The following is a 13,402-nucleotide window of genomic DNA, read 5'->3' as shown; positions in this document are numbered from 1 at the left end:
GCTTATGACATAAGCCAAACGTTCAAAAGTGGACAAATTTGTTACTGAATAAAGCTGAAGTAAAAAGAAATATCCCCGGCTCTATTGATGATCTGTCAGGTATAATGGTTTGTACCCTAATTATTTCACGGGGTGTGTAGCGAATATCGTAAGGGCGACACTGACCTGCTCCCTGTTGATTAATACACCGCGCTGTTAGTAATGTCTTCATAAGCCACATGAGGACATCCCCATGAAGAAGCGTTTTTCCGACGAACAGATCATCAGTATCCTCCGCGAAGCTGAAGCAGGGGGTTCTGCCCGTGAGCTCTGCCGCTAGTACGCCATTTCCGACGCCACCTATTATACCTGGCGTAAGAAGTATGGCGGTATGGAGGTGCCCGAGGTTAAGCGCCTGAAATCGCTTGAGGAAGAGAACGCCAGACTCAAGAAGCAGCTTGCCGAAGCCATGCTGGATAAGGAGGCACTTCAGGTGGCCCTGGGGCGAAAGTACTGACGACAGACCAGAAGCGGGAAGCCGTGGTATTGATGTGTGATGCGACCGGTCTGTCGCAACGTCGTGCCTGCATGCTTACAGGCTTGTCCCTGTCGACCTGTCGCTATGAGGCTCAGCGTCCGGCGGCTGATGCGCATTTATCAGGGCGCATCAATGAGCTGGCACTGGAGCGCAGGCGTTTTGGTTACCGCCGCATCTGGCAGTTACTGCGCCGTGAGGGCCTTCATGTTAATCACAAGCGCGTGTACCGCCTTTATCATCTTAGAGGGCTGGGCGTAAAACGCAGACGGCGTCGTAAAGGACTGGCAACAGAACGTCTGCCTCTGCTCCGCCCGGCGGCGCCCAACCTGACCTGGTCGATGGATTTTGTCATGGACGCGCTCGCCACCGGTCGCAGGATCAAGTGCCTGACCTGTGTGGACCACTTCACGAAGGAGTGCCTGACAATTACCATCGCATTCTGGATTTCAGGCGTTCAGGTCACGCGTATTCTGGACAGCATTGCACTGTTTCGAGGCTATCCGGCGACGATAAGAACTGACCAGGGGCCGGAGTTCACCTTCCGCGCACTGGATCAATGGGCTTTTGAGCATGGTGTTGAGCTGCGCTTAATCCAGCCGGGCAAGCCAACGCAGAACGGATTTATTGAGAGCTTTAACGGACGATTTCGAGATGAATGTCTGAATGAGCACTGGTTCAGTGATATCGTTCACGCAGGGAAAGTCATTAATGACTGGCGGCAGGATTATAACGAATGTCGTCCACATTCAGCACTGAATTATCAGACGCCATCATAGTTTGCAGCACGGTGGCGGAATGGAAAATGTGAAGGTAAACAAACCGACATTACTAACTGATGGTTGTATCTAATACTGGGGGCAGGTCACAACCTCGTACGGGGTTCAAAGCTTTGACGCTACCTCTTCCAATCCTATATTCAGGCAAATTCTGAGCGTTAGGATAACCATCAATCTCAAATTTTAACCATTCGCTGAGGTCATTAAGTCCAGGCTTCACTGCTATCATCTTGGCTTTAAGAAGAACATCCACAATATCATTCGTTCTACTACTAGCAAGCTCCTGTAATTCTAGGACTGGTGAATTTGGCATAATGCTCTCTCGAGTTAATTTTCCATATTTTAATACTCGAGACGGCTTGAGTCTAAGGAATGGATGGATACTTGTGTCACACAAACTGTCACTCATCCTGTCACACACAGCCCAAAAGGGCCGCTTTTGCCGTTTACAAGACTTCCCGCTGGCATTACTATCCTGAACAGGGATTAATGAGGAGCATTAATCGCAAGCTTTTGATTTTGTTTTATTTGACTCGGGGTGCCCTTCTTTGTGAAGGCTGAGAAATACCCGTATTACCTGATCTGGATAATGCCAGCGTAGGGAAGTCAGATGCCCTCCCGGTCATCGCTTCTTCACGCAAGGCAGGAGCGAACCCATGCAGCCTGACCTGCTCGATTTACACGTTTTACACCACTTCCGTACCCGTTCTCCGCTGACCCACTGCATGACCAACGATGTCGTACAAACCTTTACAGCCAACGTTTTGCTGGCCCTTGGCGCATCCCCGGCGATGGTGATTGAGGCCGAAGAGGCCGAACAGTTTGCCGCGATAGCCGATGCGCTGTTAATCAACGTCGGCACGCTGACCGCACCGCGCGCCCAGTCGATGCGTCGGGCGATTGAAAGCGCGGTGGCGGCAGGCAAACCCTGGACGCTGGACCCGGTTGCGGTGGGTGGCCTGACGTTCCGCACCCGTTTTTGCCATCAAATTTTGGCCCTGAACCCGACCACCATTCGCGGCAACGCCTCCGAAATCCTGGCTCTGGCCGGAATGAGCGCGGGCGGGCGCGGCGTTGATACCACCGACACCGCCGCCAGCGCGTTGCCTGCCGCTCAGGCGTTGGCCCGCCAGACCCATGCCATTGTGGTGATCACCGGCGAGGTGGACTACATCACTGACGGAGAGCGGACCCGAACGGTAACGGGCGGAGACCCGTTAATGACGCGCGTAGTGGGAACCGGGTGCGCGCTTTCTGCCGTTGTGGCGGCGAGCTGCTCGCTGCCGGGGGACCGGCTGGATAACATTGCCGCCGCCTGCGGATGGATGAAGCGCGCCGGAACGGCAGCCGTTGCGCGCTCGCGCGGGCCAGGCAGTTTTACCAGCGCGTTCCTCGACGCGCTCTACACGCTGGAGGAGCAGGCATGAAGCGGATTAACGCCCTGACCATTGCCGGTACCGACCCCAGCGGCGGCGCGGGCATCCAGGCCGATCTGAAAACCTTCTCGGCCCTTGGCGCGTATGGCTGCTCGGTGATTACCGCGTTGGTGGCGCAAAACACGCGCGGCGTGCAGTCGGTCTACCGTATTGAGCCGGATTTTGTTGCCGCGCAGCTGGATTCGGTGTTCAGCGACGTGCGGATTGATACCACCAAGATCGGCATGCTGGCCGAGACGGATATTGTGGAGGCGGTGGCCGAGCGGCTTAAACGCTATCAGGTGCAAAACGTGGTGCTGGATACCGTCATGCTGGCAAAAAGCGGCGATCCGCTGCTCTCCGCCTCCGCCGTTGAGACGCTGCGCAATAAGCTGCTGCCGCAGGTGGCGCTTATCACGCCCAATCTGCCGGAAGCCGCCGCGCTGTTAGGCACGTCGCACGCACAAACTGAACGCGAAATGAAAGAGCAGGGGTATGCGCTGCTGGCGATGGGCTGCGGGGCGGTGCTGATGAAAGGCGGTCATCTGGATGACGCTGAAAGCCCGGACTGGCTCTTTACCCGCGACGGCGAGCAACGTTTTACGGCTCCGCGCGTACAGACCAAAAACACCCACGGCACGGGGTGCACCCTCTCCGCCGCGCTGGCGGCGCTGCGCCCGCGGCATGACGGCTGGGCTGATACGGTGCGAGAAGCGAAAATCTGGCTCTCGGCGGCGCTGGCAAAAGCCGATACTCTGGAAGTCGGTCACGGTATTGGGCCGGTTCATCATTTTCATGCGTGGTGGTAACCCAGTATACTGGCAAGAAACACCACGCCTGAGAAAACAGAGATGGAACAAGTGCATACCCGGTTAATCGCTCAACTGACTGAACGGATCGCCGCGCCTGACAACACGCCGCTGTACCTGAAATTTGCCGAAACGGTAAAAAACGCGGTGCGCAGCGGCGTGCTGGAGCACGGGAACATTTTGCCCGGCGAGCGCGATCTGAGCCAGTTAACCGGCGTGTCGCGGATCACCGTGCGCAAAGCGATGCAGGCGCTGGAAGCCGAGGGCGTTGTCACGCGTGCCCGGGGTTACGGCACACAAATTAACAACATCTTCGAATACTCGCTCAAGGAAGCGCGCGGGTTCTCTCAGCAGGTGGTGCTGCGCGGTAAAACGCCTAATACGCTGTGGGTCAATAAACGCGTGGTGAAATGCCCGGAAGAGGTGGCGGGCCACCTGTCGCTGGAGCCGAACAGCGACGTCTTTTTGCTGAAGCGTATTCGCTATGTGGATGACGATGCGGTGTCGATTGAAGAGTCCTGGGTGCCGGTTGGGCTCATTCCCGAACCGGATGCGATAGGAATTTCGCTGTACGACTACTTCCGCAGTCAGAATATCTTCCCGCAGCGCACCCGTTCACGGGTCAGCGCCCGCATGCCGGACAGCGAGTTTCAGGCGCACATTAAGATGGACGAAAAAATACCGGTGCTGGTGATCAAGCAGGTTGCGCTTGACCAGCAGCACCGGCCGATTGAGTACAGCATCAGCTACTGTCGCAGCGACCTATACGTCTTTGTGTGCGAGGAGTAATTCCTCACGAGTGGGCGCGCAGTCGCCGCCGCGATGGCTCACCACCCAGGACGCCACGGCATTGCCCAGCAGAACGGCGTCTGCCAGCGACCATCCCGCCGCCAGCCCGGCAAGCGTGCCGCCCGCGTGGCTGTCGCCAGCGCCAATGGTGTCCACTACCGTGGCGGGGAACGCCGGAACAACGCCCGATGCGTCGCCGTCATACCAGGCAGCACCGTCTTTATCATGCCGCACAATCAGCGCGGCGCCGAAGCGCTGCTGCCACTCCTCGCCCAGGTTTTCAGCCTCAACGCCCAGCCTTTCAGCAGCGAGCTCCGCTTCCTGACGATTAAGCGACACGATCGGCCTGCAGGTCATAATCCGCGCCATCAGCGCGTCGGGGATATCCGCGATGCGTGGGCCGAAATCGATAAGCGCCGTCACGTCCTCAAGCCCTTCAAGCCAGCCCGTCAACAGCTCGCCGCACGGCGAGGCCAACTGGTAGCCGGAGAGATAAACCAGGCTATTTTGCGGGACGTTTAGCTCGTCAAGCCAGCGCTGCTGCCACTGGTTCTCGACGCCGCTAAAGGACATAAAGGTGCGCTCGCCGTCAGGCTCCACCAGCGCCAGACACCAGCCGTTGTCGCCGGTTTCAGCCTCCACGGCGCTGTGCAGATCCTGCTTCGCCATCGCGTTACGAATAATATCCGCCCACACGCCGTGGCCGACGGGAAGGGCGTTTTGCGCCGCAATGCCGAGCCGTTTCAGGGCGATGGCGATATTCAGCGCGCAGCCGCCGATATTCACCCCCTGCTGTTTAAGCTCGATATCACACCCGCGCCAGGGCAGGGCGTAGGCGTCGGCGATGACGTCAATCACCGCCGCGCCCAGCACCGTCACCGGGCGCGTGGCGTGCAGGGTGTCGAGACGTTGGGCAAAAGAATTCATACGCCCTCCCTTTGCTCCCTGAAGTGCAGTAGTTTTTCACAGTAGTGACCGAAATCGAGCTGATTAACGGCGTCGAGTTCGGCTTTGAGCGCCGGGTCAATGGCCTGCACGCCGTGGAGCGCGCCGCAGATGGCCGTCGCCATCGCGCCAATGGTGTCGGTATCGCCACCCAGATTGGCGCATAAAATGGCGCAGCGGTTCGGGTCGGTTCCCGCCAGCTCCACCATCGCGATGGCTGCCGGAACGGACTCAATGGTGCTGGTACCCGCGCCAGTGAGCTGATAAATCTGCTCGCTGGCGGAGTCGATGCCGTTGGCGTCCCGCACGGTCTTAAGCGCCAGCTCAATGCGCGCTGCGAGCGACGCGCTGAAGGTGGTGGTTTTCGCCTCCTGCGCATAGCGGGCGATCCCCGGCAGGGCATCGACGATGTTCTGCCAGCGTTCCCCGTCGATGGCGCGGGAAACCGCCCAGGCAATCACCACCGCGCCGGCAATGGCGAGATCCGATTTATGTGTTGGGCTGGAGGCCTGCGCCACCTGGTCCACAAAGTGCTCCAGCCGCGTAGCCGGGAGCAGGCAGCCCAGCGGGGAGGCGCGCATCGCCGCCCCGTTAGTCACGCCGTTGTTGTCCAGTTCGCTGACCGGTTTCCCGTCACGAATCGCGTTAAGCGCGATTTTGGAGGTCGGGCCGAGCACGTTCTTGTTAAACGCGTCGAAGTCGAGCGCCCAGTTCAGGATATGCTTGCCGATAACGTCCGCGTTAATTTCCCCGTCGCACTCGATGATCGCATCGGCCAGGCACAGCGCCATCGAGGTGTCATCGGTGAACTCTGCCTGTTTGAAATAGCAGGCCGCGTTATTCTCTGCCGGGCCGGGTAAAAAGCGGTCGATCCAGCCGAAGTGCGCCTTGACGCGCTTTCTCGGCCACAGCTCCGACGGCATGCCCATCGCATCCCCTAACGCCTGGCCGTAAAGGGCCCCGAGAATACGGTCTTGTTTCATTTAACTTCCCCTTGTGTCAGCGCGGTATCGCCATCAACCACCTCAATTGCGGTGATCTCTTTATCCGATTCGCGGAAAAACAGCATAAACAGCACAGCAATCACGGCAATCATGACTGCACCAAATGTCCACATTCCGGCCCAGTTGAAGGTCAGCCCATTCACCGGCTCTTTGTAAGCGAACATTTTTTCCATCATCACGCCGCCCAGGCGGTAACCCAGCAGGCTACCAAACCCCTGACAGCACAGCGTAATCAGGCCTTGCGCGGCGGTGCGCATGTGCACCGGCGCTTTTTTATCCACGTAGATGTACGCGGTCACGTAGTAGAAGTCATAGCTCACGCCGTGCAGCAGGATGCCGAGGAACAGCAGGGCGTAGGTGAAGTACTGTTCAGCGCCACCGTAAACAAAGAAGCCGTAGCGGATGGCGGCGGTAATCAGGCCCAGCAGTAAGACCTTCTTAATACCAAAGCGTTTGGTAAAGAACGGCAGGGCGAGCATAAAGAAGATTTCAGAGAACTGGCCGAGCGTCATCCAGCCGGTGGCGTTTTTCATCCCCACTTCGGTGAGATAGCCGTTGGCGAAGATGTAGTAGAAGGCCAGCGGCATGGCGAACAGGAACGAGCAGAAGAAGAACACCAGGAAGTTTTTGTCGCGCAGCAGGACCAGCGCATCCAGCCGCAGCATCACTTTGAAATCCAGCTTGCCGGTACTTTTCGGCGGCGTGTTCGGCAGGAACAGGGCAAAGACGCCGAGCAGGGCGGAGCTGGCTGCGGTCATCAGCAGCGGAATATTGGTATCGGAAATATCGCTGTAGCCGAGCATCTGTGGCAGGAACCCGCACGCCAGCCCCGAGGCGATCCAGCCGATAGTGCCCATCACGCGGATACGCGGGAAATCGGCCTCAACGTCGTCCACGTTCGCGAAGGCAATGCTATTGGTCAGCGCGATGGTCGGCATATAGGTCAGGGAATAGACCAGCAGCAGCGGGAAGAAGGTGCTGAACTGGGTTTGCTGCGCGGCGAAGTACATCAGGATCGCGCCGGCGAACATCAGCACCGACAGTACTTTCTGCGCGGCGAAGAAACGGTCCGTCAGCGAGCCGACCAGGATAGGAGAGAGGATCGCGGCAATCGCGGTACAGGCGTAAGACCAGCCAATTTCCCCGGCGGTAAACCCGCTTTTGCTCAGCCACAGCCACAATGGCACAAACCACGCGCCCCAGATAAACCATTCAACAAACATCATGAATGACAGTTGGACTTTCGTTTTCATTTTTTAATCCTGCATGTCAGATAAGGTACGCCTTTAACATACCACTCAATAATACCTTTTAAATACCTTTGTGGCGATTGTTTGATCAATGTAACAGTTTTGTTGTACACGAATCGAGCCAGCAGATTGTGCTGAAAAAAAATGCATATGGTGGAAAATCTGTTAAGTCGGTACCAGGCTTAGTCTGCCCATAAAAGATGGGACTGGATAAACACACACCGACACGACGTCGGATTTACGGGAGTATCACATGACTGATATTGCGCAGTTGCTTGGCAAAGACGCCGACAGCCTTTTACAGCATCGTTGTATGACCATTCCAGCCGACCAGCTTTACCTGCCTGGTCACGACTACGTTGACCGCGTGATGGTGGATAACAACCGTCCGCCTGCGGTTCTGCGAAACATGCAGACCCTCTACAATACCGGACGGCTCGGCGGTACCGGGTATCTCTCTATTCTGCCGGTGGACCAGGGCGTTGAGCACTCGGCGGGCGCCTCTTTCGCGGCGAATCCGCTCTACTTCGATCCGAAGAATATTGTTGAGCTGGCGATTGAAGCGGGCTGTAACTGTGTAGCCTCCACCTACGGCGTGCTGGCTTCGGTTTCGCGTCGCTATGCCCACCGCATTCCGTTCCTCGTGAAGCTGAATCACAACGAAACTCTCAGCTACCCCACCGAGTATGACCAGACCCTCTACGCCAGCGTCGAGCAGGCGTTCAACATGGGGGCGGTGGCCGTCGGGGCGACGATTTACTTCGGCTCTGAACAGTCCCGTCGTCAGATTGAAGAGATCTCCGCAGCGTTTGAGCGCGCGCACGAGCTGGGCATGGTGACCGTGCTCTGGGCGTACCTGCGTAACTCGGCGTTCAAAAAAGACGGGGTGGATTATCACGTCTCCGCCGACCTGACCGGCCAGGCGAACCATCTGGCGGCCACCATCGGCGCGGACATTGTGAAGCAGAAAATGGCGGAGAATAACGGTGGCTATAAAGCGGTGAACTTTGGCTACACCGACGATCGCGTTTACAGCAAGCTGACCAGCGATAACCCGATCGACCTGGTGCGCTACCAGCTGGCGAACTGCTATATGGGTCGTGCAGGGCTGATTAACTCCGGCGGCGCGGCGGGCGGCGATACTGACCTGTCAGACGCGGTGCGTACGGCGGTTATCAACAAACGCGCGGGCGGCATGGGGCTGATCCTTGGCCGTAAGGCGTTCAAGAAATCAATGGCCGACGGTGTGAAGCTGATCAATGCGGTTCAGGACGTCTATCTGGACAGTAAAGTCACAATTGCCTGACGTCTCCATCTCCCTCTCCCTGTGGGAGAGGGTTGGGGTGAGGGCATCATCGCGCACCGTGTGAAACATCAGCGCAAAAGCACACAGTCCGGCGGCAGCCTGCACTGCAGCGCGCCGGGTAATACCTCAATGCGGAACTGCGTCCCGCTAAGAGGCTCTCCGTCGAGGTTAAACGTCATCCCGTGCGGCGCATTCACCTCGAACCACGCCGATTTACCGTCAATGATATTCGGGCTCTCTTCCGGCTGCGTCAGCGTGGTAAACAGCGCGGGCAGCAGACCGTCGCCGGTGAAAATGCGCAGCTGTAGCTGACCATCGTTAATCAGCGCCTCCGGGCAGAGCTGCTGTCCGCCGCCTGCCTGACGTCCGTTGCCAATCCCAATCACCAGCGCGTCACCCTGCCACTGAAAAGCCTCACCGCGAATTTCGCATCGGTCCGGCTTGAGGGTGTCCATACGCATCAAACCGTGGATCAGGTATGACACGCCGCCCAGCGCCGCCTTCAGTTTTTCCGGCGTTTCGCTGGTAATGCGCGTGCCGAATCCACCCGTCGCCATATTGATAAAGCAGGTTTTGTCATTCACCTGGGCGATATCCACGGCGGTGGCTTTGCCGAGGATCGCCAGCTGAAGCGCCTTCTCTAAATCTTCTGGGATCCCGGCGCTGGTGGCAAAATCATTGGCGGTGCCGAGCGGTAATATGCCCATCACCGGGCGATCTGCCGGTGGCAGGTCGATAAGCGCAGAGGCAATCTCATTGATGGTGCCATCGCCGCCGCCGGAAATGATGGTGCTGATACCTAACGCTAAGCCTTCGTTGATATAGCGTGCCGCGTCGCCTTTTTCCCACGTCACGCGCACGTGGATACGTGCGCCGTCGTCACGCAAACCCATAATCGCCTGACGCAACGGATCGTTGCCTGCACTTTTGCCATTGAGAATCAATAAACTGTCTGGATAGGTTGCCATCCTCGCTGCTCCCTTTTTTAGCGTTAGTAAGAGTGTATAGCAGAGAGGAAAAAAGCGGGTAAGAACTGGATGAAAGACAAAAATATGGCTGCGGAAAGGGGGGGATCCCCCTTTGAGGCGTTTACCTTTTATAGGCCGGTCTCTCAATTGACTCTTGCTGTCAACGTTTGAGCCCTGTCATGTTCCTGTTCTCAATTTTCAACTGCTTACGCCACACCCGATTATGTAGCGTTAGCGCAATTGAACGGTAAAAGACCGATGTGTTCATCCACACGATATTCAAGCAGAAAAATCCCAACCCTAATAATGAAGTTATTTGCGGTGTGTAATTCTCTACAGAGCTGAATAAAAGCGAAATCCACGTCCAGATAAAATAAACGATGCTCATCAAGCCAGTCAGTGTAATGACCGAAAGATGCAGTTTAAATCCCGTCAATGACCCTCTGGCAGTTAAAAACATCGTGCACATCACAACCATGCAATACACCACTGCTCCAAGGAATACACCCATCATTACTTGAAATTCAGGTAAGCCGATCAAGCGAAATAGCAACATCCAGACAGAAACTTGTAGCATAGCGTAGCAAAAAATACTGAGTAAGGTACTTATTGCTAAGGGTATGCCAGTCATATGTACACCCACAGGAACACCGTGCTGATCTTTTAAGCGATCTTTCAATGATTCAAGCCGTTGACAATCGTCAGTCGCCATTTCACCTGTTATCACAGTACTTAATGCAAGGCTCTTCTTGATGTAATTTATCATGTCCGGGTCAATAACTTCCTGTAAATGAAAAAGACTGAATCAGACCAAAAACGTATTTACCAGATTGTGTAATATTCTGAGGATTCCGGATTGTACCCGACAGAGCACTTCCAACAAATGCTGAGGAGTTTGAAATAGCATTCAACAGCTCTCGCTGTAAGAGCAACTGCAGCGCTTCCGATGGATAACGTTTAGGGTAAACCCCAGCTTTCATTGCCGCCTTAACCCCTGAATTCGAGATCCCGGGATTTCGGATACGAATGATCTCCTCCGTTAACCGCGTGCGGTCCGCTCGGCTCATTTTTTGTAATAACGAGAGTAAACTTTCAGACGTCGAGCGATTAAGAAGGCGGTAGGTTAATACAGCGCTTTTTAGACCTGCAGCTGCCCCGGCAAGTGAAATCGCATCCAGAGCAGTATTGGTTGCGGTATACCACTCCTGGGAGTCCATCCAGGCAACATAGTCATTATGATTCATGGCAATAAGTGACAAGCGGCCAAGCCCGTTTGCACACTGAATTCCTGTTGCTACACCGCCTGCGACAATCACAGCGGCAACAGCACCGGAAGAACCTGCGGTGAGAGGAATGGCCATACCTGCGCCTGCAGCAAGGACGACAGTAAGAATGGCGGCTCCGCAAGAAATCGCCGTAGAACCTATTTCAGTCGCTAATGACGGTGACTGAATCGTCGTCGTCGTTGCCTGGATGGGATTATTTAATGAGGCATTTACTTTAGTGATGACGACATGGCTTACAGAGCTTTCGTTTGGTGTCGCAATCCGCCTTGAGGGTCTTACTAACCACTGACGCGCACCGTCTGAGTAGATGATCCCAACCTGGCTAAAGTTACGGCAACAGTCCAACTGATTGGCAAGGGCGGTGAAATTTATATCCCCGCCGGAGGCAAGACCCAGACTACGTGCGAGTTCATAATCTGGAAAATCCTTTGAAATCTGGCCAGGAAATGTCATGTCGTCTCTCCATCCATGTGAAATCGTATATCGTCAAGAAATCAAGAGTAAAGGGCATGTTGTAGACCGGAATTAGGAATGATCCGAATAATGCGCCATCCCGCCAGATCCATTAAAAGTTGTGATGAATGTCGTATACCTGCCCGATTCTCGAAAAGATCTTCCAGCAGACGCTATTACGAATCAACACCCTTCAATTGGTGGGTCTACGCAATTTGATTTTTAATAAGTGGACTGAATGCGGCAAAAAAATAAGCCCGCGTAAGGGAGATTACGCAGGCTAAGGAGGTGGTTCCTGGTACAGCTAGCATTTATGGGTTATGTTTTTCAGCGGGGGGATAATACCCGTATTGAACGAAGCGGTATGTGATCCGATTCTAAGAATTATCCCAGCGCGAAAAAATTTCCCTGATTGACTATTTGCCGTGTGGGTTTCGGGTGCTTTCACCGTTGAAGTTACGCATCAGCAGCGCGAACTTCAGCTCCACCTCTTCCGGAACCGGCAGCCAGACGGTATGCCCGTCGCCCGGCGCAACCTCAATCGCTTCGCCTTTGCCGTTTTCCAGATGCTCCAGCGTGAAGTTCATGTTGCCCTGCGGGGTCATCAGCTCCAGGCTGTCGCCTTTGGTGAACTTGTTTTTCACCGCCACCGCCGCCAGCGCGCCTTTGCGCTCGCCGGTGAAGTCGCCGACAAACTGCTGGCGCTCGGAAACGGAGTAGCCGTGCTCGTAGTTCTGGTAGTCGTCGTGGGTATGGCGGCGCAGGAAGCCTTCGGTATAGCCGCGGTGCGCCAGGCCTTCCAGCGTTTCCAGCAGGCTGGTATCGAACGGTTTACCGGCCGCCGCATCGTCGATGGCTTTGCGGTACACCTGTGCGGTACGCGCGCAATAATAATAGGATTTGGTGCGGCCTTCGATCTTCAGGGAGTGCACGCCCATCTGCGTCAGGCGCTCAACGTGGGCGATGGCGCGCAGATCTTTTGAGTTCATGATGTAGGTGCCGTGCTCGTCTTCGAAGGCGGTCATGTACTCGCCCGGACGTTTGGCTTCTTCAATCATAAACACGCTGTCGGTTGGCGCGCCGATGCCCAGCGTTGGCTCAACGTTCGTCACCGGGATCGGCTCATGCTTGTGGACGATGTTGCCGATATCGTCCTCTTTGCCTTCCTGGACGTTATATTCCCAGCGGCAGGCGTTGGTGCAGGTGCCCTGGTTCGGGTCGCGCTTGTTGATATAGCCAGAGAGCAGGCAGCGGCCGGAGTAGGCCATGCACAGCGCGCCGTGAACGAAGATTTCAATTTCCATGTCCGGCACCTGAGTGCGGATTTCTTCAATCTCTTCCAGCGAAAGCTCGCGGGACAGAATGACGCGGGTCAGCCCCATCTGCTTCCAGAATTTTACCGTCGCCCAGTTGACGGCGTTAGCCTGTACGGAGAGGTGAATATCCATTTCCGGGAAGTTCTCCCGAACCAGCATGATTAAACCCGGGTCTGACATGATCAGCGCGTCCGGCCCCATATCCACCACCGGCTTCAGGTCACGGATGAACGTTTTCAGCTTGGCGTTGTGCGGCGCGATGTTGACCACCACGTAGAATTTTTTACCCAGGGCATGCGCTTCGTTGATGCCGAGCTGCAGGTTCTCGTGGTTGAATTCGTTGTTACGCACGCGCAGCGAGTAGCGCGGCTGGCCCGCATACACGGCGTCAGCGCCATAGGCGAAAGCGTAACGCATATTTTGCAGCGTTCCCGCCGGGGAAAGGAGTTCCGGTTTAAACATGTTTGTTCTCGTTCTGATGACAGGTCAGATCCGCATGCACCAGGTGCAGCGGTAAGGGGAGATCCCCCACTTTAAGGGCGGGCATTGTAGCGCTGCGGGGCAGGGA

General features: G+C 55.8%; 12 protein-coding genes, 1 pseudogene and 1 riboswitch. Of the genes and pseudogenes, 5 read left to right on the top strand and 8 right to left on the bottom strand.

Going from position 1 to position 13,402, the window contains the following annotated elements; all coding sequences use genetic code 11:
* Positions 1 to 232: 232 nt before the first annotated feature.
* Positions 233 to 1,293, top strand: a pseudogene (locus OKF39_RS15855) (IS3 family transposase).
* A 52-nt stretch (positions 1,294 to 1,345) separates the two neighbouring features.
* Here the strand turns inward: OKF39_RS15855 and OKF39_RS15850 are convergent.
* On the bottom strand, positions 1,346 to 1,702 hold the full coding sequence (locus OKF39_RS15850) for an AbiTii domain-containing protein (protein ID WP_306457967.1): 357 nt from the start codon (positions 1,700 to 1,702) through the stop codon (positions 1,346 to 1,348).
* A 115-nt stretch (positions 1,703 to 1,817) separates the two neighbouring features.
* Positions 1,818 to 1,914, top strand: a riboswitch (TPP riboswitch).
* 35 nt (positions 1,915 to 1,949) lie between these two features.
* On the opposite strand from OKF39_RS15850, the gene thiM reads away from it, so the two are divergent.
* Genes thiM through OKF39_RS15835 form a run of 3 tightly spaced genes read left to right on the top strand, consistent with a single transcriptional unit; the run spans position 1,950 to position 4,306 of the window.
* Positions 1,950 to 2,720: a hydroxyethylthiazole kinase gene (gene thiM, locus OKF39_RS15845; RefSeq protein WP_248198708.1), complete on the top strand. Its 771-nt coding sequence runs from the start codon at positions 1,950 to 1,952 to the stop codon at positions 2,718 to 2,720.
* On the top strand, positions 2,717 to 3,517 hold the full coding sequence (gene thiD, locus OKF39_RS15840; RefSeq protein ID WP_028013822.1) for a bifunctional hydroxymethylpyrimidine kinase/phosphomethylpyrimidine kinase: 801 nt from the start codon (positions 2,717 to 2,719) through the stop codon (positions 3,515 to 3,517). The genes thiM and thiD overlap by 4 nt, the downstream gene beginning before the upstream one ends.
* Positions 3,518 to 3,559: 42 nt before the next feature.
* Positions 3,560 to 4,306: a GntR family transcriptional regulator gene (locus OKF39_RS15835; RefSeq protein ID WP_479983131.1), complete on the top strand. Its 747-nt coding sequence runs from the start codon at positions 3,560 to 3,562 to the stop codon at positions 4,304 to 4,306.
* Here the strand turns inward: OKF39_RS15835 and OKF39_RS15830 are convergent.
* The 3 genes from OKF39_RS15830 to OKF39_RS15820 are packed head-to-tail and all read right to left on the bottom strand — an operon-like array spanning position 4,280 to position 7,508.
* Positions 4,280 to 5,233 carry a PfkB family carbohydrate kinase gene (locus tag OKF39_RS15830; protein WP_059354100.1) on the bottom strand — a complete coding sequence of 318 codons (954 nt, stop codon included), beginning with the start codon at positions 5,231 to 5,233 and terminating at the stop codon, positions 4,280 to 4,282. The two genes, OKF39_RS15835 and OKF39_RS15830, sit on opposite strands and share 27 nt — an antisense overlap.
* Positions 5,230 to 6,234 (bottom strand): ADP-ribosylglycohydrolase family protein, encoded by a 1,005-nt coding sequence (locus OKF39_RS15825; protein ID WP_041909084.1) that lies wholly within the window; start codon positions 6,232 to 6,234, stop codon positions 5,230 to 5,232. Before OKF39_RS15825 ends, OKF39_RS15830 begins: the two co-directional genes overlap by 4 nt.
* Positions 6,231 to 7,508 carry a nucleoside permease gene (locus tag OKF39_RS15820; RefSeq protein ID WP_479983130.1) on the bottom strand — a complete coding sequence of 426 codons (1,278 nt, stop codon included), beginning with the start codon at positions 7,506 to 7,508 and terminating at the stop codon, positions 6,231 to 6,233. The genes OKF39_RS15825 and OKF39_RS15820 overlap by 4 nt, the downstream gene beginning before the upstream one ends.
* A 250-nt stretch (positions 7,509 to 7,758) precedes the next feature.
* On the opposite strand from OKF39_RS15820, the gene fbaB reads away from it, so the two are divergent.
* The gene (gene fbaB, locus OKF39_RS15815; protein WP_008500869.1) at positions 7,759 to 8,811 is read left to right on the top strand and encodes a class I fructose-bisphosphate aldolase; all 1,053 of its coding nucleotides are present in this window, start codon (positions 7,759 to 7,761) and stop codon (positions 8,809 to 8,811) included.
* Positions 8,812 to 8,879: 68 nt separating this feature from the next.
* On the opposite strand, the gene yegS is transcribed toward fbaB, so the two are convergent.
* The 4 genes from yegS to trhP form a co-directional block, all read right to left on the bottom strand.
* Positions 8,880 to 9,779 (bottom strand): lipid kinase YegS, encoded by a 900-nt coding sequence (yegS, locus tag OKF39_RS15810; protein WP_069733098.1) that lies wholly within the window; start codon positions 9,777 to 9,779, stop codon positions 8,880 to 8,882.
* 160 nt (positions 9,780 to 9,939) lie between these two features.
* The gene (locus OKF39_RS15805) at positions 9,940 to 10,491 is read right to left on the bottom strand and encodes a hypothetical protein (protein WP_065421995.1); all 552 of its coding nucleotides are present in this window, start codon (positions 10,489 to 10,491) and stop codon (positions 9,940 to 9,942) included.
* Positions 10,492 to 10,552: 61 nt separating this feature from the next.
* Positions 10,553 to 11,518, bottom strand: coding sequence for an Ssp4 family T6SS effector (locus OKF39_RS15800; RefSeq protein WP_047367940.1), 966 nt, complete (start codon positions 11,516 to 11,518; stop codon positions 10,553 to 10,555).
* 416 nt (positions 11,519 to 11,934) lie between these two features.
* Positions 11,935 to 13,296 carry a prephenate-dependent tRNA uridine(34) hydroxylase TrhP gene (gene trhP, locus OKF39_RS15795; protein WP_008500866.1) on the bottom strand — a complete coding sequence of 454 codons (1,362 nt, stop codon included), beginning with the start codon at positions 13,294 to 13,296 and terminating at the stop codon, positions 11,935 to 11,937.
* Positions 13,297 to 13,402: the final 106 nt, after the last annotated feature.

Source organism: Enterobacter cloacae complex sp. HYC042_NIDB (assembly GCF_056673315.1).
The sequence above is the reverse complement of the archived record's forward strand: the minus strand, read 5'-3'. Positions and strand labels throughout refer to the sequence as shown.

Bases quoted from the DNA above. Each gene is read 5' to 3' on its own strand.
- OKF39_RS15850 (WP_306457967.1), bottom strand. From the start codon at position 1,702: ATGAGTGACAGTTTGTGTGACACAAGTATCCATCCATTCCTTAGACTC.
- thiM (WP_248198708.1), top strand. From the start codon at position 1,950: ATGCAGCCTGACCTGCTCGATTTACACGTTTTACACCACTTCCGTACC.
- thiD (WP_028013822.1), top strand. From the start codon at position 2,717: ATGAAGCGGATTAACGCCCTGACCATTGCCGGTACCGACCCCAGCGGC.
- OKF39_RS15835 (WP_479983131.1), top strand. From the start codon at position 3,560: ATGGAACAAGTGCATACCCGGTTAATCGCTCAACTGACTGAACGGATC.
- OKF39_RS15830 (WP_059354100.1), bottom strand. From the start codon at position 5,233: ATGAATTCTTTTGCCCAACGTCTCGACACCCTGCACGCCACGCGCCCG.
- OKF39_RS15825 (WP_041909084.1), bottom strand. From the start codon at position 6,234: ATGAAACAAGACCGTATTCTCGGGGCCCTTTACGGCCAGGCGTTAGGG.
- OKF39_RS15820 (WP_479983130.1), bottom strand. From the start codon at position 7,508: ATGAAAACGAAAGTCCAACTGTCATTCATGATGTTTGTTGAATGGTTT.
- fbaB (WP_008500869.1), top strand. From the start codon at position 7,759: ATGACTGATATTGCGCAGTTGCTTGGCAAAGACGCCGACAGCCTTTTA.
- yegS (WP_069733098.1), bottom strand. From the start codon at position 9,779: ATGGCAACCTATCCAGACAGTTTATTGATTCTCAATGGCAAAAGTGCA.
- OKF39_RS15805 (WP_065421995.1), bottom strand. From the start codon at position 10,491: ATGGCGACTGACGATTGTCAACGGCTTGAATCATTGAAAGATCGCTTA.
- OKF39_RS15800 (WP_047367940.1), bottom strand. From the start codon at position 11,518: ATGACATTTCCTGGCCAGATTTCAAAGGATTTTCCAGATTATGAACTC.
- trhP (WP_008500866.1), bottom strand. From the start codon at position 13,296: ATGTTTAAACCGGAACTCCTTTCCCCGGCGGGAACGCTGCAAAATATG.